Origin of the sequence: Oscillatoria nigro-viridis PCC 7112 (assembly GCF_000317475.1) — a bacterium.
Classification (GTDB): Bacteria; Cyanobacteriota; Cyanobacteriia; order Cyanobacteriales; family Microcoleaceae; genus Microcoleus; species Microcoleus nigroviridis.
This window is the reverse complement of the sequence record NC_019729.1, coordinates 6,678,182-6,702,784: the sequence shown is the minus strand read 5'-3', so window position 1 is coordinate 6,702,784 and position 24,603 is coordinate 6,678,182. Positions and strand designations below refer to the sequence as shown.

Here is a 24,603-nt window from a genome sequence, read left to right as displayed (position 1 = left end):
TTCCGACCCAAATTTTCAGCATCGCTTTTATTAGGAATAAACTGGTCAAAATTCCCATTAAACAGAGTAGGAACCGCATAATCCCCCCGCATACCAGCAGATAGCGTATTATCAAAACTCACCGGAACGCGCCCAACAGAACTAAACGTCCGCTGCTCTTTCCCCCCGCAGGGTAAGAGCATCTCAATCAGGCTTGACACAAGCACTCTTTGAATCTGCATCATATAGTCATCATTCATCGCCGCTCGTTTCTTTTTTTGTCGCAAACTACGTCGGAGAGTCGTTTCTTGATTGATGGCATTAAGTGCCATTCGTCTTAGAAGAGCCAAGTTTTGAGGGCTGTTTAACGACCGAATGCGGCATTTGTCTTCATTAAAAGTGACATCTAAAGTCCAATGAACTTGGTTTTTAATCCCCCAATGTTGACGAATTACACGACCATTAAGCTGAGCATCAACTGGTAAAAAACTTAGGTAAAACTGTACCTCTTGAGTCGTTTTGTTCCAAAGATGACGGACTCGTTCTACACAAACAATAGTCTGAATATCTGTCCATTGTTCTTGTTTATAAATTCCTCCTAATGCCGCCACTGGCACCGCCCAAACTTTTCTAATTTCGACGCGATGATGTCCCTTTTCTGTGCGGAAATCATGACTCACTTCAATTCCCTCAAACTGTTGATATTTAGCCATCTCAAACAGGTTTTAACTTGATTATAAAGAGTTGGGTGATTACTTTTTAAGGTGACTAAATAATCGCCTTTTTTCTCACGAATTAAGCGAACAATTTCGGCTTGAGTCCCCATCGCATCAATCGTAATAATGGCTCCGGTGATGTCAATTAATTCCAACAATGCCGGGATGGCTGTGATTTCATTTGAATGGTCTTCAACTTTGACTTGTCCCAAGACTAACCGATGTTCACTCGCCCATGCCGTCACTAAATGTAAGTTTTTTACCCCTTTTGTTCGGTCATAAGACCCTCTCAGACTTTTTCCATCAATCGGGATCACTTCTTGAGCAACTGACCCGATTAATTGGTTCATCCATGTTCGCAATTTTTGAAGATAAAATTTTTGGATCTAGCTTTTCAAAGACCCGACGGAATGTATCGTCACTTGGGATGCCATTGGGTAACTTTAAAAACTTTTGTAACCAGGTAAGCTTACTGATTCGATAATTTTCCATGTCTTCCCACCCATGGGCTCCGGCTATCACAGCTAATAAGGCAATGACGAGAATATCTTTGAGTAAGTGGTGTTTGGTTCGCTCCACTCTTGGATCTGGTACGTCATCAAAATAATTTGAAAAGCCAGCTTGTAAATTTTCCATAGAGATAGGTTTTGACTTGTTGAGCGAGCGAGGATTTTTCCGCTCGCGCAAGAGGGAGCGAATCCTTTACTCATACCCATAAACTTTTCCTTACCTTGATGACTTAGCTTTTGAGGCATTATAGAACCGTTAATGATGAGCGGGCTCCCCTGTGTATTTTGTTTGTTTTGTCAAGTACAATTTATACCAAATTAGATGAGCTTACCCTGGAATTAAACCCTGTTTGGTAAGGGGTCATCGTCAAGTTAGGAATCAATACCAAAGGCTAACCGAAATTCTGGCTATAGAATGTAATCTGATTTGGCTAATGACATACTATTATTTATAATGTGAATAGCTCGCACATCAAAATTATGAATGACGAAGAATTTCTCGACCTGGAACAAGAAAACGACGAAGCGATCGTGCTTCCTTGTCTCAACGAGCATTGGCCAGAAATGCAAGGTTGGGAGGTAGTCAATTTGTACAAAGATGGATGGAGAGATTTTTCCGGGATGAATTTAGAAGGAATTGTTATCCAAGGTAAATACTTGATTGAGAGCGACTTAAGTGGCTCCGATTTGCACTCAAGTATTTTGCAGGGTTGCGACCTGAGCTGGGCTAATTTGAGTAACGCGAATCTAGAAAATGCTAACTTGAGTAGCGTTTGTTTAGTAGGTGCAAATCTTAGCAACGCGAATCTGGCTAATGTTAATTTATGGAATGCTGACCTGAGCGGTGCTAACTTAGAGAATGCTAACTTAAATAATGCTAACCTGGCTAAGACGAATCTAACTGGTACAAATTTTGGTGCGGCTCGCTGGCAAAATATTAACACAGAAGGTGCATTATTTTGCCATACTATTATGCCAGATGGGAGGGTTAAAAATGATCCAAGTAGAGTCATGGAAACTCAGGAATTGCTGCAGCGTTATGCTGCTGGAGAAAGAAGATTTGAGGGGATAGTTTTGTATCGGGCTGACCTCAGAGGAGTCGATTTACATAACATCATTATGCCGAATGCCCACTTGGCTAATGCTAACTTAAGCGGTGCCAATTTTCAATATTCCTACTTGACAAGAGTTAATTTTAGGGGGGCAAATTTGAGCACTGCTGACCTTAATAATGCTTGTCTAGATGCGGCAGATTTAAGCTATACTAACTTAAGGGATGCTAATTTATTGACATTGGATATGGATGGTGTCTATTTCACAGGCGCTAATCTAGTTGGTGCTAAGATTTTTTTCTCTCAAACTGGCTTGTTTCGCAATACAACTTTACCAAACGGAGAAGTCATCGTTGGTCCTAACATATATCCTTCAAATCAAACATAAGTTTTTTGTCTGATTTGAAGGATGATTGAGGGATTAGATAATTGGATCTAACCGCTCTTTGAGATAAGTCTGAATGTTTTCAGGAAGATTAGACAAAAAGTCGATCTTTCTACCTCCTTTGCCATCAATTAGGTTTTCAAGCTGATTGATTGTGATCTGCCAAGTAGAAGGATTGCGCCATTCAACTGCATTTTGGATATCCGGGAGAGGAGCAGTTAATCCTAGCCGATCTTGAATTTGATTAAAGGGATGAGGTACTGGCTGTCCCGTAAGAGTCCAATTAGCAAATGGTTCGGCTTTATTAGGTGTCAAAAATGTATACACTTTCGTGTTTTGACTGACATCTGCTATACCTTGACCAGGGCGATCCATAATGAGAAGCGTTTTCCAAGTCCATGCAGGGATGTTAATCCCGTTTTCGCGAAAAGCTTCTGAATTTGTGTATCCTCGATCGATTTCATCAGGATGAGCATTACTTCGCTTCTGGGAATTCCCATCTGTGCCATAACTGCCCGCAACGACGTAAATTTCTTTACCTTGTTTAGCGAGATTCCGCGTCAGTTGTTCTACGTTATACCAAGCAGATGCTTGTGCGGGATCGTTTGGGTTTCCAAAAAATCGATTGTTGTCTACGCTTTGTGGAATCAAATTTGTTCCTAAAAAGGTAGCCAAGTTATCTTTTTCGTGATTTGTTCTATCCCCTGAAGGAATTCCGTGACCTTGATCGAAACCCCAGCTCAAATTCTGAGCATTTTTATAGTAGCTAGTGTCAATCTTGGGCCATCCTTCTGGTAGTTGAGGATCTCCGGCAAAGATAGTCTCAGGGCGAGTTGAATTACCTAGCCAAGATTTATTGACTTGCCAACTTACCCACGCAGGATTCAGGTTACTGCGATCGTAAGATACCACGTATTGAGGTTTTTCAATTAGCAAGTTGGTGGTATTTGGATTAGTAAAGTTCGGGGGTGCTGAGTTGTATCTAGCTTCAGAGGGATTACCAAATTTTAGATGATTGCTCTTAAAGAAAACATCATCTAAATAAACTCTGGTGTTTCCCTCAACTTCAAACCTCAACTTAGCGGCTTGACCTCGAAACTTATCTAGCTTAACGCTATCTACATGAAATGTTTCAAAACCTCCTCTGCCAAAACCAACTTTGTCAATGTCGCTTGCGTATGTTTCTAGTGAATTACCTGGATCGGCAGCCAGATCTATCTCTTTGAGAACATGAGTACCACTGCCAATTATTGGTCGTCCATCCGAGCCGATCTCCGGTTGAGTTTCCAACACAACCTTAAGCTTTCCAGGATTCTGATACGGTGCATGGAGGTTAAACCGCAAATCTCCCCATTCTGGCATCACAAAATAATTGTGTGTTATTTGCTTTGCCCCACCTGCTCCCATTCTCAAAGCAAAATTAGGCCGAGCTACATCGTAGCTTATGGCATCTAAATAACCGCTACCTATCAGACCGTTTCCGGCAGTGTTTTGCTCTTGCTCTCCGATGGTATACCAATCAACTAAGTTGGATTGTGAAGTATCATCAGATGAGCCATTAAATAAAGACCAACCAGGGATATTTTGAGCGCTGATTCTGCCAGCGATCGCATCAAAATTCCCATTAAACAAAGTCGGAACCGCATAATCACCCCGCATCCGAGTTCCAAAGGACTTAGTGATATCTGTGTAGGTATTATCCTCGTAAACAGCAGCCCGATTATTGTTCAGGTAATCCTCAAAATTACCCAACTCAGTTTTCCCTTTCTTGCCGCCAAAGTCGTAGGGACGCAGTTGAGAACCTCCCCCTAAAACAGAGTGAAACCAACCCGTACCGATTCCTTCCCAAGGTGCATTAGTGTCACCATTACCGCCAGTAAAATTAGCATTGGTATGGTCGGGAGTATACCAAGTCTTAGTCGCATCGGTGATATTATTTGCTGACAAATCGCCCAAGCGACGGTAAATCGGATCGCCATTTTCTGATGGCAGCCGGCTTTCATTGAGATTCGCCGTTCCCGCATACCAAGCCCCTGTGGCCCGATGGGAAGCACCGGCCCCATCATCCGGCGTAAATCCAGCCAGATTGTGTAACTGCTCACCGCAACTGCGTTGCAGTATCGCAAATGGAGCCACAAATGGTGATGGAAAAATTTGCGCGTTTTGTAGAAACGGGAAATTTCCCAAGCTCAAAATGCAGGCTGCCACTGAAAATAGCTACCGTCACAAGCCCACAATTAAGTTCAACTGAACTGTAAACCCGGAGGACTACGACCTGCTAAACAAAGTAACTGATAAAGTTGCGCGATCGCTTCATGTCCTTGCAACCGAACTGTTTCGAGAAAGCTGAACATTTGAGCCACCAGTTGAGCGCCCCAATCGCTGCGCGCCCCGCCAGTTACTTTCCGATGTACAACTACTGGACGTAAAGCTCTTTCGGCATCATTGTTATCAGGTTTCACTTGTGGATAATCTAAAAAGGTGAACCACTCTGTCCAATGACGTTGCATTCGGTTGGTTAATCGTTGGGCATCGGCAGGCCATCCCGTAACTGGTGGATTGTGCAAAACTGCTTGCAGTTGAGCTTCAATTACCGAACGATTGCCAGCGAGTTGAAGGCAACTCAATTTCCCAGCATGATAGTCCCTGTGCAAAGTTCTGGCAGTGGTTAAAATCTCACCCACGCCTTGGGCAAACAAACGATTAGCTTCAAATCGACTGAGCTTGAGTGCTTCTAAATCTCGTTCCAGATGTGTTAAACATTTCTGTTTCGCCGCTGCTGATTGTCGGTTGTAAGCACTGAAACAATCGCTGCTGAGAATGCCTTCAAAGTTTTGTCCCAATAACTGCTGAAGTTCGGCACTACTCCGAGTCGGAGCTAATAATAGTACACAAACTCGATCGCTGGTGGCTACCCACAACCAATACTTGATGCCATCAATACAGTAAGTTGTTTCATCTACGCAGCGCACTCCCGGCTGTTGCACGTAGGTGAGCCATTGTTGATAAATTGGCTGCAAACTTTGCTGAAAGTAGCGCTGCATTTTGGCTAAACTTCCTTGAGAGATGGGTACTCCTAAGACGTGTTCCACAAAATATTCTTGTTTTCTCCAGGGTAAGTTACCACCATATCCCAGCCAACCCACCACGCTACATAACCTGCTACCATAGCTAAACCCTTCGATGACGGAGGGTGGTAGTTGAGAGTATCCCGACCAGCCACAATCAACACACTGACATAATGGGCGACGGTATTCTCTGATTTCTACTGGTTGCTCTACCAATTCGGCTACTTGTTGCACTTTGGTTGGTGTTGTTGTGATCGCCTCAACTCCTGCCTGACAAACTGGACATCGCTCGGGTTGTAACTCAATGATGTGGTCGGGTTCGCCAAATCCATTTCGTGTCTTGCCCGGATGGTCGTATTTTGGACCGCGTTTTTTTCCTTTTTTTCGCTTGCTTTTGTCGCTAGGTTTTTTAATTTGGTCGGCTGATGGAGGGATAGAACTGTTTGATGAGGAGCGGTTTTTCAGCTTGGATAATGCTTCTTTTAACTGTTCGATTTCCTGTTGTTGTTCTTCGATAAGCTGCTGTTTTTCTGCCAGTTTTCGCTGTTGCTGTTTGAGTTGCTGTTGTTGCTTGAGCAGCCATTCTCCTAATGACAGCATTGTCTGTGCCATCTGCTCTACTGCGATGGCTATCTCTGGTGGTTCGCTGGTCAGTGCTGGTGTTTTAAGCATGAAAGCTACTATACTCTATTTTCGTCGGCTTTGGCTCAACCCCTTACTACACTTGCAACAGATGCAACAGAGGCCAGCTCGATTGCCATCATTAGCAATACCGCAACGCAGTTGCGGTGAGCAGTTACCCAGATTGTTAAGCGATACATTCCAATCCGATTTCCAATTCGTTCCAGAAAGTTCCCGCCCGTTCAGCGTCTTGCCGATACCATTGGTTTGGTAGTAATTGTCAGCATAGGTGACATTATTCCACACTCGAATTTCCGGGTCGAGAATGTTACGGTAAGGTCCTGATAAATCAGTGGATTTGTAATTGTAAGGGTCAACAGTCGTCATTTGCAAATCGCGATTGGCCGGACTCGTACCGCCAGCATTAGGGAAAAACGTACCCAAACGCTGAACGATTTCGCTGTTAATAACTGCCCCTTGCCCGAAACCAACAAAATGTAACGGCGAGTTGAAAACACTGCCGCTCGTGCGGATTAATTTACCCGTACTGTCATAGAGACCACTCGGGCTGCCGATCGAACCGCCTTTCTCCAAATCGAGTTGTACCATTGAGGCAAATAAACTATCTGCGGCTGCTTCAGCAAATCCTGAATTATAAAGTCTTTGCTGTTCGATCCCCTCCATCCAATTAGCCAGCAGCACTAATGGCTTGCCCGCAGAGGGAGAGCGAGAATTGCTATCAAATATCCAGTTGTTTCCTTGGGGACTAACTGATTGCCACTTGCCTGTGGCGGGGTTGTATTTCTTAACGGCACCGCCCGCATCGTAAATGTGTTTTGCTACTCCATTCAGTTGGCTGTCAATTAGTTGGCTGTGTTCGGAATTAGCCGGATTTTCTGGTTCGATACCCCGCGTTAAAACAGTAACGCTGCTGAAAGTATTACTGCTATTCATCGGCGCAGGCAGTAAGGTTTCAAAGTTGCCAAAAGCAGTTGTCTTTTCCCCTTTATCCGTCTCGGCTTCCACAGCCCAATAATACTTCTGACCCGCCGTCAACATCCGGTCATTAGAAAGAGTAAACTCCTCAGGAGAACCCGCTTGACTGATACCGTTCCAAGTCCACGTACCGTTTTCCCATTTAGCAGTTAGAACCCGATTGGGATTGTAATCCTGTTCGGTTGTTGCACTCCCTAACCCCGACCACCGATCGCCCGGCAACAAACCCTCACCCTGCGGGAACACGCTGACATAAAGATTGACCTCGCTAACATCAGTATCGGGATTAAAACCGGGAAGCCCGCAAAATTCATCCTCACCCTTCAAATCCCACTTAAAAGTAGGAATTAAAGGAGTGCTATCGTTTTTGCTATCCCCGATCGGTCCTTTTAATTCCAGCCAATTTCTCGCCGAAGCGATCGCCAAACCCTTCGGATTGCCACCGATACCTATGGGAGCCCGGTTCGTAACAAGTTAAGCTTGTATGCCAGTTGTCAAGAGGGTTTGAGAAGATGTCTCAAATAAAAATTGGTTTTGACCTCGCTGTCAATCGTCCAAGCGCGCAATAATTAACTTAACATTGGGCTTTCGCGTTCGATTTAACAATACCTAAATCTCGATTTTCTCTTCAAGGCAAAATACTCTCGCGGGTCAGTTGTCTTACCTTGTTGGCGGGCTACATAAAAATGGTAAAGACCCCGGTAAATCATTTCTAATGAAATCGAATCTATTGGTAAAGAGAGTCGATCGGCAACGGCATCACCTGGAGGTAACGCTCGCAGAGAAACCGTAATTTTTCTTCCCGCACCTACTCCCTTCCCACCCTCCGAATTTGTATGGCGATCGACTGCTTTCAATTCACGCATACGCTCCGTCACAGAGCCGAAGTACCTAATCTTATACCGGGAAGGGAGTAGTTGGTCTTCGGGTACTGCATACGATCTGCAATTTACTTCTATCAACTATTTACAGCGTTTTTCCAATAATTATAAGTCGTTAAACCAATAACTTCCTTGTTTTCATTATAGAGTTCATCCAAACAATTGAAAAGAGCTAAAGCATAATTTTCCAATCCCAAAATTGTCAAGCTTGTCAGTATCCTAGTCAGGCGCAGGTAATTGTGATTCAATCTTTCAATCCACTTTCGGCTTCTGGACAAATATTCCTCAGATTTGGCAATGACAATTTCCGCGTTTTCTTCTGTGCGGCATTCCAACCCGTAAAAAGCCAGCATGACTTTGAGAGATTGAATTAAACGATTTCTCAACTCATCGCTTGTTCTAAAAGCTTGAATCGCCCGATCGTTCAAAGTAGGAGCGCTCGTATTGACGTAACTTTTTTCTGTCAGCGGAAACAGCCATTGAATGTAGTCGTGTATCGCTTCCAACTTCTGGTAATCCCACGACCAAATCTCCTCGATCGCCCGACCTTGCGAATTTGGCTGCTGGCCGAGATAAAAATCTAAAATTGGATCTCTCAGCCAAAAAGGTTTTTCGGCTGGTTCATAAACAATTGTATTGTCCTGATCGGGTAAAGGTTTTGTATGTTGTATATTTCCTACGAAAATAATTAATGGTATTCCTTCAGGAAAGGCGCGACAAGTTGGCATCCCGTCTACACTACTATACACGCGATAAAACAAGTGACGGCAGGCACGGCATCCTCCATATTCAGCCATTTGATTAATCCTCAACAACAACTACTTGTTTGGGGTCGAAAACTAAATGATGTTGCATCATTTCTGGGGCTCTAGTCGAGATCGCATCATACCCCTGAGATTTGAGATACTCTACATATCTAACAGTCGCCTCTGGTTCTTGTAGACCATTTTCCAGACCGTAATTAGCTGCCCGCTCATCAAATTCATCTAAATTCTGATAAACTTTGGGGTTTTTTACGTTCAGCATAATCTTTAATACTGGACCCACCCTTGGATTGCCATTCTCATCGCTGCTAAAATCACTAGCCCTCTCCTCCCGATTTGTCAAATAAAAACCTTCTCCGAGGAAACCTCTTGTGAACCTAGCGGGATTTACGCCAATATTCGTACATTGGTCAAAAGATACCAACCTTCATCCTCGTGTTTTCCTCTATATTTTCCTCGCCAATAACAAGAGTCAAAATCCGCCACCGGTGGGGCTTTTGACTCTTGTTGTCACTCCGTCAGCCAAAAAGGTTTTTCGGCTGGTTCATAAACAATTGTATTGTCCTGATCGGGTAAAGGTTTTGTATGTTCTTTTCCGACGATAATAATTGGTGGAATTCCTTCAGGAAAGGCGCGACAAGTTGGAATCTCGTTTACATACACGCGATCTAAGAAGTGACGGCAGCCAAGGCATCCTCCATATTCAGCCATTTGATTAATCCTCAACAACAATACGATCTATAAATTAATCTAAACTTTTACATATCGTATCATTTTTTACGTTTTTAGCGTCTGGCTCTGCCCAGCCAATTTTATTTTTACTCTTCCATTTTGTCTGTTGTACTTTTTTTAATTGCCTCATAAACAATTGTATTTTTCTGCTTGGGCAGAATTTCAGTATGTTGAATATCCCCTGATAGTATTCTCAGAGGTATTCCTTCAGGAAAGGCACTGCAATCTAGCTCACCTAAATAATGCCGACAACCACGACACCCTCTATATTCGCTCATTAGATTTTTATTCATTGGAGTATTAAGGACGAACAACTACTACCTGTTTTGGGTCAAAAACTAGGATGCTTTTTCTCGAAGGAACTTGAGGATTTCCTATTTGAAGAGCATCGTAACCTTGAGATTTTAAATATTCTGCATATTGATTAATCAACTCTTGGTCTGACAACTGTAAACCATTAGTTAAACGGTAGTTTTCTAAGCTGGACCTGTATGCAGAATCCTGTGAATATATTTTGGGATTTTTTACATTTAACCTTAGATCCAATACGGCATCAGAGGTGCTGTAGATTTCGGCTACCCTTCTATCAGTTGATATATAAAGTCCCGGTCCATACACTGAGTATCCTCTGTTAAAGTAAGCAGGATTTACACCAATATTCGCAATACTAGCAGCACCATCTGGGCTAGTTCCATGATAGAGCACGCGTCCGCTGTAGTAGCTATTTTTTGTATATTCTTCAGCCTCAGCGAGAGTCATAGAAGATTCCCACTTCTTGCCAAAAGAAATATCGTCAACGTAAACAGTGCCGTCATTGATTTCAAACTTGAGTAAAGCTGCCTTACCGCGTAGTTCTTGCGGGACATTTAGGTAGAAACTTTCAAAGCCTTCAGTCCCGTAACCGATCTTGCGAATGTTGCTGTCGATCTCTGCAGGAGAGCTATTGATTCCAGAGCCTCGCTCTAAATTGATAGTTCCTATTGAACTAAACTGTTCGTAACCAGCTACGTCTGCTCGCAGAGAAACCGTAATGTTTCTTCCCGCACCGAGTTGGTCTTCGGGTACTGTCTACTTAGCTACTTCGACTGGTTCATAAACAATTGTATTGTTTTGGTCGGGTAAGGGTTTTGTATGTTCTATAGTTCCCGTGATAATAATTGGTGAAATTCCTTCAGGAAAGGCGCGACAAGTTGGGAGCTGGTTTATATACACGTCAGAAAAGTGACGACAGGCACGGCATCCTCCATATTCAGGCATTTGATTACTCCTTAACAACAACTACTTGTTTGGGGTCGAAAACTAAATAATATTGCATCATTTCTGGGCTTCTAGTCGCGATCGCATCATACCCCTGATATCTGAGATACTCTGCATATCGAACAGTAGATTCTGTAGGTAGGGTTCGCTGGCGCTCTACCCAACCTACAGTATTTACTTCCCGCACAAAGTTGTCATTCCGTCAGCCAAAAAGGTTTTTCGGCTGGTTCATAAACAATTGTATTGTCCTGATCGGGTAAAGGTTTTGTGTGTTCTTCTCCGACGAAAATAATTAGTGGTATTCCTTCAGGGAAGGCGCGACAAGTTGGCATCTCGTTTATATACACGTCATGAAACCAGTGACGGCAGGCACGGCATCCTCCATATTCAGCCATTTGATTACTCCTCAATAACAACAACTTGTTTGGGGTCGAAAACTAAATAATGTTGCATCATTGTTGGGGTAGTCACGATCGCATCATACCCTTGAGATTTGAGATACTCTGCATATCTAACTGTCCGCTCTGGTTCTTGTAGACCAGTTTCCTGACCGTAATTGGCTACCTCATCCGCAAATTCCTGTAAACCCGGATAGATTTTGGGGTTTTTTACGTTCAGCACGGTTTTTAATATCGGACCCTGCCTTAGATTGCCATCCTTATCGCGGCTAAAATCCCTAGCCCTCTCCTCCTGATTTGTCAAATAAAAACCTTCTCCGAGGAAACCTCTGATGAACCTAGCAGGATCTAAACCAATATCCGCAATATTAGCAGCACCATCTGGGTTAGTTCCATGATAGAGCACGCGTCCGCTGTAGTAGCTATTTTTTGTATATTCTTCAGCCTCAGCGAGAGTCATAGAAGGTTCCCACTTCTTGCCAAAAGAAATATCGTCAACGTAAACAGTGCCGTCATTGATTTCAAACTTGAGTAAAGCTGCCTTACCGCGTAGTTCTTGCGGGACATTTAGGTAGAAACTTTCAAAGCCTTCAGTCCCGTAACCGATCTTGCGAATGTTGCTGTCGATCTCTGCAGGAGAGCTATTGATTCCAGAGCCTCGCTCTAAATTGATAGTTCCTATTGACCTGAACTGTTCGTAACCAGCTACGTCTGCTCGCATAGAAACCGTAATGTTTCTTCCCGCAGCGAGTTGGTCTTCAGGTACGTGCAGGTCTAACTTCAAACTATCGTGTAAGCTGTTTTGATCGGGTACAACAAAGAGATTGTGAATTATCTCTTGAGGTCCATCAGTACCTCCCATCTTAAAGGTATAGTTTTGTGAAGCAAAACCGTAGTTTAATATTCTTTGCTCTTCAGTTAAAAAGGTATCAATCTCATCCCGTTCGTGCAAATGCCTTTGCGACACATTAGGATTGTCGGATACAGTTAAAGAGTTGTAAAAAGACCAGCCTGGAACGCTCTGATATGTAAAACGTTTGCTGGCGTCAAAATTACCATTGAAAAGGGTGGGAACTGCATAGTCACCCCGCATCCTGTTACCTATAGTTTCGTCTGTGTAGGTGTTGTCCTCGGTTAGGGGAACGCGGTTACTTACGTTAACACCATAGGGGCGTAATTGAGAGCCACCGCCGAGTACCGAGTAAAACCAGCCTGTACCGATACCTTCCCAAGGAGCTTGTTGTTCGCCGTGAGTAAAATTAGCGTTCGCATGAGCGGGCGTGTACCACGTGGGTGTGGTTGGATTGCCTGAACTATCTAGTTCCAGATCTCCGAGCCGACGGTAAATCGTCTCTCCATTCCTTAAGGGGAGTTGACTTCCGCTAAGGTTAGTTGTTCCTCCATACCAAGTGAGAGCGTGCATGTGAGGCCTTCCATCCGTGCTGTGTTCAGTAAATCCCATCCGGCTCGAGCCATCAACAGAGCCTGTTCCATCAGAACCACCAAGATGTACGTTCCAATCCGCCTCGGCAATTCGCCGACCAGCACGGGTATTGGTTTCCTGTGTATCCAGAGCGGGGACGTTTTGATAATAGTTATCGGCATAGGTAACATTTTCCCAGATTAGCACGGATGGATCGCGGAAGCTTTTTAAGGAGCCTACCAAGTAATCTTGGTCGAAATCATGAGGATCGAGCGTTGTCATCTGGAGGTCGCGGTTTTCAGAGCTAGTACCGCCAGCGAGGGGAAAATAAGTCCCCAAACGCTGGACAATTTCATTGTTGATCGCTGCACCCTGACCAAACCCAATAAAGTGCATAGGTGAATTGAAAAGGGTGTTTTCCAAACTTTGATTTAAAGCTACCATTGAAGCAAAAAAGGCATCTGCGGCTGCTTCAGTAAAGCCAGAGTTAAATGCGGTTGCTTCTGGTGGCTGTTCCCATCCAGGGATTAGTATCAGTGGTGCGCCAAATTTATGACTTGGAGGGGAGAAGGTTTTGGAGCCATCAAAATTCAGCCACCCCCATTTGTTAGTAGCCCGATCGTAACGCATGACCAAAGCATTTTCTTCAGTCAGGTGAGAAGCCATCTGCTCGAATTGGCGGTCTATCAAATTAGGTTGAGCTTCTAAGCCTCGCGTTAAAACAGTAACGCTGCTGAAAGTATTCGCGCCAGCTATCGGCGCAGGCAGTAAGGTTTCAAAGTTGCCAAAAGCAGTTGTCTTTTCCCCTTTATCCGTCTCGGCTTCCACAGCCCAGTGATATTTCTGACCGGCAGTCAACATTCGATCGCTAGAAAGAGTAAACTCCTCAGGAGAACCCGCTTTGCTGACACCATTCCAAGTCCACGTACCGTTTTTCCATTGAGCAGTCAGAACCCGATTGGGATTGTAATCTTTGTCGCCAGCCGAATTTAACCCCGACCACCGATCGCCCGGCAACAATCCGTTTCCTTGCGGGAACACGCTGACATAAAGATTGACCTCGCTGACATCAGTATCGGGATTAAAACCGGGAAGCCCGCAAAATTCATCCTCACCTTTCAAGTCCCATTTGAAAGTAGGAATTAAAGGAGTGCTATCGTTTTTGCTATCCCCGATCGGTCCTTTTAATTCCAGCCAATTTCTCGCACTGGCTATCGCCAAACCCCTCGGATTGCCACCAATACCGATCGGAGCTCGGTTCGTACCCTCCGGTACGCTGAAGGTGAAATTATTAATCCCATTTCCCCCCGTAATTTCGTAGTCAGCCGCAATACTCACAAGAGGATTGATATCGTCAATCGGCACGCGGGCGAGGTCGGCAGTTGTCGCATCTCGCTGATTGCTTGCCTCGAAACCCCAAGTACCCACACCCCTGTTGCGGGCGTCAAGCTTGTAATTCCCCGGATTCTCTACAGCTTTAATCATTTCCTCCACATCGAAAACGTAGGCACTTCCTCCCCCTTCTAGGGTGGGATAAGAAGCAATCAAATACTTGCCATCGCTCGAAAGCGCTACGTTGTTAGTTAAGCTGCCCGGAATCGGTCGAGTTGCAGCCACCAATCGAGGATTTGGTCCGAGGGGGTCAAAGATAATGCCAATATTGCCGCCGGAGCGCGCGTCGCTAGGGTTGACGTTTCCCCTATTGTTGCGGCCTGCAACAAACGCATATTGCCCGTCTTTCGTTATCGTTACAGCCACTCCCTCATTGACATCAAAGTAATCGGAATCGCTACCCAGTGACAAGTTCGCGTAGCGTGCCGCCGCCGCCAAACTCAGGGGGTCGCTGTCGGTAATTTCCAAGACACCCAAACCGCTGCCGTCTGTAGCGGTATTGCCGCTGGTAAAAATTATCTTCGACGGGTCAGAAGTTGCAGTTATCCCCATTGCCCCATTTGGAGTTAATATTTTGCCAATTTGTTCGTGCCACTTGCGGGGATTAGAACTAGAATTGGTAGGTTTGTCGCTCGGGTCGATGTTAACAACGTGAATATTTCTGTCGGAACCAGTTACAAAAAGTTTGCGTTCGTCGCTGTTAATTGTTAACTGTTGCAATCCCGACGGCGAATCAATCGCAATTGTCTCAACTACGGTATGATAAGTTGCCGAATTCGGATTGATGTCGAGGACGTAGATGTTGGGACGACTCTGGTCAGCAATGTAAGCGTAATTGTCTTTGGGGTCAATAACAATACCTTGCGGCCTGGCCCCAGAAGGCAAGGTAATCGCATCCACAGTAGCCGTTTCTGGGGTAGTATCTATCTCTCGCAGCGCCATCAAATCCACCACCGACACGCGGCCGGTATTCCCCAGAGTTACATAGGCGCGGGTAGCATTATTAGTAGCCGCGATTGACTCCGGTCGGTCTGATGGAATATTGGGATTGCCTACAGGAATGTTAACAGCAACCGCCAAGTTTTCACTGGTCTGAGTTTCCACAGTCGATGCAGCATTTCTGAGGTTAATAACGTTAATTCTGTCGCTCGAACGTTCTGCTACCAATCCCCATTCAAGGCAGGTAGGGGCGAGGCGGATATTTTCTTCACTTGAGAGTTCGACAATCTCATAATCTGCTGCTCCGTGCCCTAAGCGTTTTTTCTGCTTCCTCGACACTACAATGCTGGCATCGCCGACAGATACGGCGAGCGGAATTTCGACAGCAATTTTGTAGCGATTTTCTCCTAAATCGGTGTTTTCTTCCGGTATCAAAACACCGGGATAACTCTTGTCACCGACGCGGAAGCTAACAGTTAAATCCTCAAATTCCGCACCCAAATCCCCGGAGTTATTCAGGAAATTGCTGCCCGTCAGGACGACTGTTGGGGTGCCATTTTCTAACTTAAATTCAGCTCCTTGAAGGACTGGAGGTGCCTGGGGGTCGGCGGGGAATAATGTCGGTATATTTAGGGTCGCAGTGACGCTGGGAATTCCATCGGGGTTGAGTTCGACACCCGCTGGAGTAACTACGGGCAAACCAACTGGTGGAATGGCAATAACTTGCAATCCAGATTGCAGGTATTTAGCCAAGTAAGCCAGTACCAAAATTGTAGCGGCGAATTGAGCTCCAGTGACCGCAGCGATGCCGATTAAGCCGGCGTTCGCTGCTAAAAAGCTGTTTTGGAGACCGACATTTGTGGAAAGATTGAGTGCTTTAGTAGCTGCAAGGGTAGCATCGAAAGTAGCGTTATTGAGCAATCCTTGCAGTGTCGGCGCGCCTACTAACCCCAGGGTCGGCCATGCAAGTATCGAGTATTCCCCGCTATCCAAAAGGCCGCTCAAGGGTGGAGAATTAGTGCGGATAGTACCGTTGGCATCGACTACACCGGATTCTTGAATCAGCCAAGTTGGGCTTTCAACATTGAACGCAGACGGTAGCGAACCTTTGCGCAAAAATAAAACTTCAGTACCTGGAGACAAGCCGGCGGGGGCTGGAATTGCTAGTTGGGCGGGCAATTTCAACTGTTTATCGCCCACATCCAAATTGAACCCTCCTGCAAACTGCAAACCTTCTGGAAGCGGTAGCGATAGATTGCTGCTATTTAAAGCTGTAAAACTAACCGCTGTATCTCCGGCAAGAGCTCCCTCAGGCAGCATCACAATTGAACCGTCGCTGCCAGTAACTGCACCGCCATTTACTCCTAAAATTGTTCCGGCGGCGGCAGGAACGGAGACTCGTACCGGCACGACTTGTTCGACGGCACCGTGAATGACTGTAACGTTGGTAACTCCTTCTTCTGTGGCGGTAATAACGCCGTCTGAATTCACTTGCAATAAGTTGGAGTTGCCGGGGAAATAGCGAGTTCCTGTCGCACCAAATTTTAAGTTGGGGGATTGTTCTATGTTGTCAATTCCTACTAACAGCGCTCGTGCCATTCCTGCTGTCATCGTGACTGCTTTGGGGTAGACATTCAAACCGTTAATCTCTGCTAGCGCTGCATTAAATTCTGCATCATTTGTTGGGGCTGGCAGTTCTCCAACTCGCAGCGCTGTTACTGCTTGCAAGTTATTTCGAGATGCGCTCAAAATCGAAGTGCCGTCTCCCTTACCTGTTACATTTCCAGAAGAGTCGATCGATGCTACTTCTGGATTGAATGAAGTGTAAGTTAGATAAGAATCTGGCAGCACTACACCTTTTTGGTCGGCAAAATCTCCCAGCACAATCAATTCCGTATTTTCTCCTGCATTGAGGAGCGGATTTCGCTTCACAAAATCTAGATTCAACAGCGGAACATCGCTGACGTTGACTGTCACCCGCGCGGGAGTTGAACTCCCAAAAGCGTCGCTGGCAAGGAAATCAAAGCTGGCAATTCCAGAGAAACCAGTTGCTGGTTTAAACGATGCTTTGTTGGTTGATGGATTGAAAATTACTGTGCCGTTAACTGGATTGAGGACGCTAATTGTCAGAGGGTCGCCCTCTGCATCTGTGGCAAGATTTTCTAATGAAATAGTTGTCTCTAATTCTGTATAAGTCCGAACGTTTGTCGGTGAAACAACGGGCGGATTGTTGTCAGAATTCGGGGGATTGGCTTCGGCGAGCAATTGCTGTCCTAAAGCTGTATTGCGCCATTCTCTGTCAGGGTTGATGACTGTAGAAAGCAGCGGTGCGTTTCCGGTTGCGCCACTAATTTTAAAGATTAGGTCATTGTAATCTCTGTCCGAGTTAGCGGCCGACATATCTTCGAGGGTAAAGGTGTTGCCGGTGCCCGTAACGTCGGCTATTTGTAGCAGATGAGCGGTATCGTTGGGATTGGCTGTGGCGATACTGAATAAGGGACGGTGTGAGGGGTACAAATTTCCCTCATACGAGGATTGGAGCGATGACTGTACTGTACCGTTGGGGACTAACATGACGGCAAAGGTGTCGCCTGGGCTCATGGAGAAAGTTTTGATACCCTGATATTCGCCGCTGCCCCAATCCCCGTCGAACGGCATCGCACCGGTGAATTTGGCTCCTTCTTTCGAGTCGCTAATTACAATGTGTCCGTCGGTGGAATTGCTTAAAACTCTACGGGATGCTTCGGCAATGAATTCTGGAGTTCCTGGTGTAAATGCTTCCATTCCTGCCAGGCTAAAAACTCCAAGTTCGCCTTCAAAGTAGCCGCCGTCAAATACATAGTCGAATCTGACTTTTCCTTGGTTATCTACAAGGAAAGTACCGGGGATTGGTAAATTGGCTGTTGTTGTTGTTGAGAGATTTGTTGGGGGATTGATATTGCTTTGGAAGTTGCCTGCACCCTGTGTTGAATAAGATTTACTGTCTGCAATACCGTCCGAAAATTGAGCCGATTCTTCTACTTCTAACGGCGGCAGCCAACCGCTCGATATATCTGCGGGTTTTGGCGCTATTTTGGTATCGGAATACGCGGGTTGAGCGACGGTAGTTTCTGTTGGAGTTGAATTGCTATTATAAGTGTTTGAAGTTGGTGAGGGTGGGGATTTAAGAGTTGATGGTGAAACGCTGGTTTCGACTGAGGCTATCTGTGCTGTACCTGCTGCTGTTTCTAATGGAGTTGAGAAAAGTGCCGGTATGGGAGAATCGGTTTGTACGCTAGAGTTTGAGTGGGAAATTAGCGGGTCGGTTTCGAGAGAATTAACGACAATTGCCGGGGAGTTTTCTGTCTCTAATTCTGCTGCTGTGAAGGTGACAGCGATGTCCGTATCAATTGTATCAGCAGTGAATTCTGCAAGAGCGAAATCGTCTGTTTTTGGTGGCAATTGTTGGCTTTCAAATTCGGCTGTTATTTCAGCAACAGGGAGTTCGCGTTCAACCGTATCATCCGCTTCGGGTGCGGCAACAATTGACTCGGTTTTTGTCACCAATTGTTCGGTTTTAAATTCGGCTGTTATTTCAGGGAAGGTGGTGTCATCTTCAATTAAATCGGCAACGTTTTCTGTTTCTGTAGCAATAATCTCAGCGGTTGTTGTGGGAAATTGTTCGGTTTCAAATTCGGCTGCGGTTTCGGTAACATCCCGGTCATTTTCTTGGGTATCAACAGCTTTGGATGCGGGAATAACCTCAGTAATTTGGATCGGCAATTGTGACGCAGCATTAGGAATATTGTCATCGGTTTCTCTTGGCAATTCTTTGCCCAAATTATCGGCAATCTCAGATGTTTTTGCAGGAGGCTGTGACGCGATGGGAGTGGGAATCAGCAGAGTTTCAGCGGTTGGTGGAGAAGCAGCATTGTTTACACCATAGTCGGCTTCAGCCGGCAATTGAGGAATGCGATTAGTTGCAGTTGTGTCGGTTTTAATTGATTCAGTATCTGCTGACTCGCTGACAAGAGATTCTGCTAATACTGGCAGTTCAATTTCCGAATTTAATTCAGTAGGGCTAACACTGGGTGTCTCTGGGGGAGAGGCTGTTTGTTCTATTTCTTGCGATTCTTCAGTATCGGATTTACCAACTGTTGATGTTTCTGTTGGTGGCGATTCTTGGCTGTCTGAGTTAGCAACTGTTGATGTTTCTGTTGGTGGCGATTCTTGGCTGTCTGAGTTAGCAACTGTTGATGTTTCTGTTGGTGGTGATTCTTGGCTGTCGGATTTACCAACTGTTGATGTTTCTGTTGGTGGCGATTCTTGGCTGTCTGAGTTAGCAACTGTTGATGTTTCTGTGGCTGGCGATTCTTGGCTGTCTGAGTTAGCAACTGTTGATGTTTCTGTTGGCTGAGGTTTTTGTTGGTCGTTATCAGCAGTTATCGATGGTGTTTCTCCCTGGGATTTATCACCGGAATTGGTAACAGTTGATTCTCGGGTAAATTTCGGCTCTGATTTATCCGATTCACCCTTCAGTTTTTGAATTAACGGGGAGTGAATTGATGCAGAGAAGGAGTCAACTAATTCGCTGAGGGGAACTATTTTGGATGTAGCGCCCGTGACACGGAATGTGATATCATCGTAATCCCGATCGCTCCCTTGAATCAGCCCCATGTCTTCCATGACAAAGAGTTTGCCTTCTCCTGTAATATCGGCAATTTGACCGATACTGAAGCCGTCGCTGGGATTGTCTGTAGCTATTGAAAATAGGGGTTTTTTGTCGCCGCCGATTGCGGGGTTGTCGTATACTTGCTGTACGGTGCCGTTGGGTACTAGCATGAAGAAGAATTTGTCCCCAGGCGTCATGGCAAATGTTTTTGTGCCGAGGTATTGCCCGGAATTGAGGTTTTCTGAGCTGTTAGGATCGGTGTAATATGCTCCTTCTAAATCGTCAGAAATTGCGATGTAGCCCTTTGTCGAGTTGCTTAAAGCTCGACTTGCTGCTTCTTTGATAAATGCCTCGGAACCGGGAACGAATTTTTCCATTCCGAGTAGGCTGACGATGGCTAGTTGTCCGCTATACCACCCGCCGTCGGATGTGAATTGTATGCCGATTATTCCTTTTTCATCGACACTGAATGCGTTTGAGTCAAAGTTGATGTTGGTTGAAGGAGTTGAGGTTCGATCGGGTTCTGGGGTTGAGGTTTTATTGGGTTCTAGATTAGTGGCTGTATCTAAGTTGTTGGTGGTGGAGATTTCGGTAGGTGAAGCTTTGTTGGATTCTGATTTGTCAGTCGTTGATGCAGTCGCAGGTGATGTTTGATCTGGTTCTGATTTGTCAGTCGTTGATGTAGTTGCAGGTAATGTTCGATCTGGTTCTGATTTATCAATCGTTGATGTAGTTGCAGGTGATGTTCGATCTAGTTCAGGGTTTTCAGCGACTGACGCAGTTGCAGGTAATGTTTGATCTGGTTCTGATTTATCAATCGTTGATGTAGTTGCAGGTGATGTTCGATCTAGTTCAGGGTTTTCAGCGACTGACGCAGTTGCGGGTGATGTTTGATCTGGTTCTGATTTATCAATCGTTGATGTAGTTGCAGGTGATGTTCGATCTAGTTCAGGGTTTTCAGCGACTGACGCAGTTGCGGGTGATGTTGTATTTGCTCTTGAATTGTCAGTCGTTGATGCAGTTGCCGGTGATATTTTGTTTGGTGATGACTCGAAGAAGAGTGTAGTCTCTGATGATAAGGGCGTTTGGTGTTCTTCGGGTTTTGAAGTCGTTTCAGCGGTAGCGGGTAATGGTGTTTTGTCCGAAGCTTTTTCGCTCGTGGTAGATGCAGTTACAACGGGTAATGTTTTGTCCGAATCTTGTTCTGATTTTGTGGAGGCGGTTGGCGAGAATTGTGTTTGATTTTCCAGCAATTCATCGGGAACAGCGGTTGTAGCTGCTGTGGTTTTATTTAGTTCTGAGTTGCTGATTGACGAGTTGACTGGAGGTACGTCAGTCGCAGATTTATTAGCATCAGAAGAAACGTTATTTGATGCAATTCGATTCGGGTTGATTAGGGGGTCTGCTAAGTCCGAGTCGAGTTTACCAATTAGAGGGTCAACTTCAGAATTTGTTGTATCCCTGAGAGTGCTGTTAGTTATCAGAGGGCTGGTGTTGGCAGAAGGTATGCTGTTAATATCGGAGGCTTTATTAATAATAAAAGCATCAGCTTCTGTTCGACTGAATTCGGATGCGGGCCCGCTTGCGGGTTCTATTAAGTTAGGTTGTTCGGAGTTTTCAGAAGAGCCCGGAGTTTGATATAATAAGGTTTTGTTAGTCTGAATTCCCGGCAGTTGTGGGGCGAAAGTTGGGGCAAGTTAGGGAATTAAGGATTCCACTTCTGTTAAAGGTTCTCCAATCGGGTCGGTTAAAGGCACTCGCTCGCACTCCTTGAGAAATGGTTAATTTCTTTTAAATCATTATTCAGCGATTACTCATCTCGATCATCGGCTAGACTCGATTATAAATAAATTCGGGAAAATACAGAAATTCAGAGTTTTTTTGGGTGTTGCTAGTCTGTTTGATTTCCTGTATATTTACTGAGAGTTTTTCAACTTATGCTAAATCTTTATGAAAGTAAGTTTTTTGAGGCATGAAAATACTTAAATCATCGATCGCACATACGGTCTCTCTCTGTTAGCACCGGCTTCAATGATTATCAATCCCAGATGTTGCACCAATATCAATAAGTAACCAAACAAAATTAATTACATAAAGACTCTTTACGCTTGTAAGGGTTTGAGCCGAGAATCTGTGTAATTAATTATGTGCAACTACTTAAGGGGCTTTTTTGTGGGTGGGGGCGGGTTTATTTAACCTGTCTGCACCCCTTAAAGCTTTTGGTGAACCCGCCCCTACAGGTTTTTGATTGCGGGTGCAATATCTGGGCTCGATACTCACCCCGTCAGGAAATCGAGCTTTTGTTTAACGGTGGTTGGCCTTGGATCGCGCGCGCCCTCTACAGTTAATTGTCAGTCCCTTCCCTGTTCAAAACTTTCCTTCCCCGAACCCTTCCCCTTGCTCTCGGCTTCCTGTAAAGTAAATAATTGTAAAGAAAAATGAGTTTTCTCTTATCCTCTGGTTAAGACCGCCAGCTAGCATTCACCATTAAGACCCGGATTATAAGTTCCTATGTCACAGCTTTTCCCGCGAAAATTTCTAGCCTCTGTTGCCGCATTTTTTCTGGCTTTGTCCGTGTGGACGATCGCACCTGCAGCCCACGCTTTCAATAATCCCGATTTGTTGCCTTCAACTCAGACGCCGATCATTGACTTAGCTAAAGCCCTTACGGATATTGAAGAACAAACTTTGGCAAAAAATTTAAAGGCATTTGAAGCCGAAACCGGCTGGAAACTGCGAGTGCTGACTCAGTACGATCGCACCCCCGGTTTGGCTGTCAAAAGCTATTGGGGGCTAGATGACAAGAGTGTGTTATTAGTTGCTGACCCCCGAGGGGGCAATTTGCTCAATTTTAATGTGGGCGACTCGCTGTATCCGCTGCTGCCGCGCACTTTTTGGGTAGAACTGCAAACCCGCTACGGCAATCAATTTTTTGTGCGGGACAATGGGGAAGATCGAGCGATTATTGAATCTTTGGAGTCGATCGAAGGCTGTTTGCGTCAGGGCGGATGCCGCGTGGTTCCCGGTTTGCCGAGGGAACAGTGGGTTCTGACCTTAATTACGTCGGTGGTTGGCGGCGTCATCTGCGGGTTTGCGGCTCAGCCTCGGAAGCCGGGACAGGTTGTGGCTTGGCAGTGGGCGCTGATTTTTTCGCCGCTGTGGGGCATTCTGTTTTTCGCTTTCGGACTCGGGCCGGTGGTGACTCGGACTTCTGACTGGTTGCCTGTGGTTCGGAATGTGTCCGGTTTTGCGATCGGAGTTTTGGTGGCATTCCTGACTCCGGTGCTGGGCAAGTCTTCTTCGTCGTCGGAAACTTAGTTGTCACTTTGCAGTTGGCACTCAACAGTCATCAGTCAACAGTCAACAGTCAACAGTCAACGAATGACTAAAAGCTGGTAAGCTGATACCTGACAACTCACAGGCGACAGCTATCCAACAAATGGAATGGCACGTAAGCGATGCCCAGAGTCTGGGATTAATCGATAACGAAATTGGCGACCACGGTTTTTCAGCGGCGGAGTACGAAATAGTCCGCCGCGTGATTTATGCGACTGCTGATTTTGAGTACAAGTCTTTAATTAGTTTTTCCGATCAGGCTTTGCAGGCTGGGGCGGCGGCTTTGGCTGCTCGGACTACAATCGTGGTAGATGTGCCGATGGTGCAGGTGGGCATTACGCCCTTGATCCAAAGTACCTTTGCGAATCCGGTTTACTGTTCGATGGAGGCTTTGACGCGCCCCCAAAAGGAAAGGACGCGGGCGGCTTGGGGGATTGAAACTTTGGCAAGACGCTATCCTGAAGGGATTTTTGTGGTGGGTCAGGCTCAAACTGCTTTGTCGGCGATCGTAGATTTGATTGAATCTGAGGAAATTCGGCCGGCTTTGGTGATTGGGACGCCTTCTGGGTTTGTGGGGGTGGACGTGGCTAAGTCGCGGCTGCATGATTCGATGATTCCTCACATTCGGATTGAGGGCCGCAAGGGCTCTGCGGTGGTAGCTGTGGCTATTGTTAACGGGCTGGTGGATTTGGCTTGGCAGGCTTACGGCCAAGAGGGAAACAGTTGATGATTTTGTGTGCTGCTGGCGCTGATGGGTGGGTGTAAAAAATCGGGTGGTAAGAAAGTGGCTGAATCTGTCTCTGAGCAAGGCTTTGATTGCCACTTTCAGGCATCGGTAAGTCCCTAATTGAAGAGTGAATGAGCCAACAGCGCGGCTTGAGTTCGATCGCGCAAATTTAACCTACTCAAAATATTCGTTACATAGTTCTTTACCGTGTTTTCCGACAAAAATAAGGTTTGAGCAATTTCTCGGTTGTTCGCGCCCGAAGCTATTAAACGCAACACTTCTAATTCTCTGGGCGTGAGTTGCTCTAATTCTGGCGGAGAAACAACCGTCGGATTGGTTACAGCAGGAGTCATCAGGGCTTTCTCAAATAATCCCGGGCCGAGTTGCGTGTGTCCTTTATAAACAGCGCGAATCGCTAAGGCAAGTTCGTCGGGTTCGGTATCTTTGAGCAGGTAGCCTTTTGCGCCCAGCCGCATTGCTTGGCTGACATATTCATCGTCATCAAATGTGGTTAAAACCAGCACTTTTGTATCGGGATAAGATTGGGCGATCGCCCCGGTTGCTGCTACGCCATCCATCACGGGCATCCGAATATCCATCAGCACAATGTCGGGCTGTAGGATGGGAATTTGTGCGATCGCCTCCTGTCCGTTTTCAGCTTCACCAATTACCTGCATATCAGAATAGCATTCCAGGATACTCTTGATTCCCCGGCGAATAATATGCCGGTCGTCCACTAGCAAAATCCGAATCATACAACCATCCTCATATTAATTA

The 24,603-nt window shown here is 45.6% G+C and carries 17 protein-coding genes and 2 pseudogenes; 4 read left to right on the top strand and 15 right to left on the bottom strand.

What is annotated here, in order from left to right:
* Positions 1-212: 212 nt before the first annotated feature.
* A pseudogene (locus OSC7112_RS37360) lies at positions 213-1,405 on the bottom strand (ISAs1 family transposase); the annotation flags it as partial.
* Between the two features lie 279 nt (positions 1,406-1,684).
* Between OSC7112_RS37360 and OSC7112_RS27875 the strand changes: the two are divergent.
* Positions 1,685-2,644 (top strand): pentapeptide repeat-containing protein, encoded by a 960-nt coding sequence (locus OSC7112_RS27875; protein ID WP_015179033.1) that lies wholly within the window; start codon positions 1,685-1,687, stop codon positions 2,642-2,644.
* 33 nt (positions 2,645-2,677) lie between these two features.
* On the opposite strand, the gene OSC7112_RS34805 is transcribed toward OSC7112_RS27875, so the two are convergent.
* From OSC7112_RS34805 to OSC7112_RS27830, 13 genes and pseudogenes are all read right to left on the bottom strand, one after another.
* On the bottom strand, positions 2,678-4,777 hold the full coding sequence (locus OSC7112_RS34805; protein WP_015179032.1) for a DNA/RNA non-specific endonuclease: 2,100 nt from the start codon (positions 4,775-4,777) through the stop codon (positions 2,678-2,680).
* Between the two features lie 107 nt (positions 4,778-4,884).
* Complete coding sequence (gene tnpC / locus OSC7112_RS27865) at positions 4,885-6,381, bottom strand: IS66 family transposase (protein WP_015176254.1); 1,497 nt, start codon at positions 6,379-6,381, stop codon at positions 4,885-4,887.
* Positions 6,382-6,396: 15 nt separating this feature from the next.
* Positions 6,397-7,752 carry a hypothetical protein gene (locus OSC7112_RS27860; protein WP_015179031.1) on the bottom strand — a complete coding sequence of 452 codons (1,356 nt, stop codon included), beginning with the start codon at positions 7,750-7,752 and terminating at the stop codon, positions 6,397-6,399.
* Between the two features lie 48 nt (positions 7,753-7,800).
* Positions 7,801-8,090: pseudogene (locus OSC7112_RS38700) on the bottom strand (IS4 family transposase); the annotation flags it as partial.
* Positions 8,091-8,284: 194 nt separating this feature from the next.
* A complete protein-coding gene (locus OSC7112_RS27855; RefSeq protein WP_223300705.1) occupies positions 8,285-9,004 on the bottom strand; it encodes an opioid growth factor receptor-related protein in 720 nt (239 codons plus the stop codon).
* Positions 9,005-9,008: 4 nt separating this feature from the next.
* Entirely contained in the window at positions 9,009-9,395 is a 387-nt protein-coding gene (locus OSC7112_RS38695) for an ADP-ribosyltransferase-containing protein (RefSeq protein ID WP_015179029.1), read from the bottom strand.
* An 86-nt stretch (positions 9,396-9,481) separates the two neighbouring features.
* Entirely contained in the window at positions 9,482-9,682 is a 201-nt protein-coding gene (locus tag OSC7112_RS27845; protein ID WP_015179028.1) for a hypothetical protein, read from the bottom strand.
* A gap of 107 nt (positions 9,683-9,789) precedes the next feature.
* Entirely contained in the window at positions 9,790-9,996 is a 207-nt protein-coding gene (locus OSC7112_RS37355; protein ID WP_015179027.1) for a hypothetical protein, read from the bottom strand.
* A gap of 7 nt (positions 9,997-10,003) precedes the next feature.
* On the bottom strand, positions 10,004-10,462 hold the full coding sequence (locus tag OSC7112_RS27840) for an ADP-ribosyltransferase-containing protein (protein ID WP_015179026.1): 459 nt from the start codon (positions 10,460-10,462) through the stop codon (positions 10,004-10,006).
* A 309-nt stretch (positions 10,463-10,771) separates the two neighbouring features.
* Positions 10,772-10,960: a hypothetical protein gene (locus OSC7112_RS37350; RefSeq protein WP_015179025.1), complete on the bottom strand. Its 189-nt coding sequence runs from the start codon at positions 10,958-10,960 to the stop codon at positions 10,772-10,774.
* 4 nt (positions 10,961-10,964) lie between these two features.
* Positions 10,965-11,147 carry a hypothetical protein gene (locus OSC7112_RS27835; RefSeq protein WP_015179024.1) on the bottom strand — a complete coding sequence of 61 codons (183 nt, stop codon included), beginning with the start codon at positions 11,145-11,147 and terminating at the stop codon, positions 10,965-10,967.
* A 7-nt stretch (positions 11,148-11,154) separates the two neighbouring features.
* Complete coding sequence (locus OSC7112_RS37345; protein WP_015179023.1) at positions 11,155-11,355, bottom strand: hypothetical protein; 201 nt, start codon at positions 11,353-11,355, stop codon at positions 11,155-11,157.
* A 4-nt stretch (positions 11,356-11,359) separates the two neighbouring features.
* A complete protein-coding gene (locus OSC7112_RS27830) occupies positions 11,360-21,016 on the bottom strand; it encodes a DUF4114 domain-containing protein (protein WP_015179022.1) in 9,657 nt (3,218 codons plus the stop codon).
* Positions 21,017-21,044: 28 nt separating this feature from the next.
* Here OSC7112_RS27830 and OSC7112_RS41335 point away from each other — a divergent pair, with 28 nt between their 5' ends.
* From OSC7112_RS41335 to OSC7112_RS27815, 3 genes are all read left to right on the top strand, one after another.
* On the top strand, positions 21,045-21,401 hold the full coding sequence (locus OSC7112_RS41335; RefSeq protein ID WP_015179021.1) for a hypothetical protein: 357 nt from the start codon (positions 21,045-21,047) through the stop codon (positions 21,399-21,401).
* Positions 21,402-22,274: 873 nt separating this feature from the next.
* Positions 22,275-23,081: a TPM domain-containing protein gene (locus tag OSC7112_RS27820; RefSeq protein WP_015179020.1), complete on the top strand. Its 807-nt coding sequence runs from the start codon at positions 22,275-22,277 to the stop codon at positions 23,079-23,081.
* Positions 23,082-23,202: 121 nt separating this feature from the next.
* Positions 23,203-23,826 carry a precorrin-8X methylmutase gene (locus tag OSC7112_RS27815; protein WP_015179019.1) on the top strand — a complete coding sequence of 208 codons (624 nt, stop codon included), beginning with the start codon at positions 23,203-23,205 and terminating at the stop codon, positions 23,824-23,826.
* 116 nt (positions 23,827-23,942) lie between these two features.
* Here the strand turns inward: OSC7112_RS27815 and OSC7112_RS27810 are convergent, their stop codons facing one another.
* On the bottom strand, positions 23,943-24,581 hold the full coding sequence (locus OSC7112_RS27810) for a response regulator transcription factor (protein ID WP_015179018.1): 639 nt from the start codon (positions 24,579-24,581) through the stop codon (positions 23,943-23,945).
* Positions 24,582-24,603 lie beyond the last annotated feature (22 nt).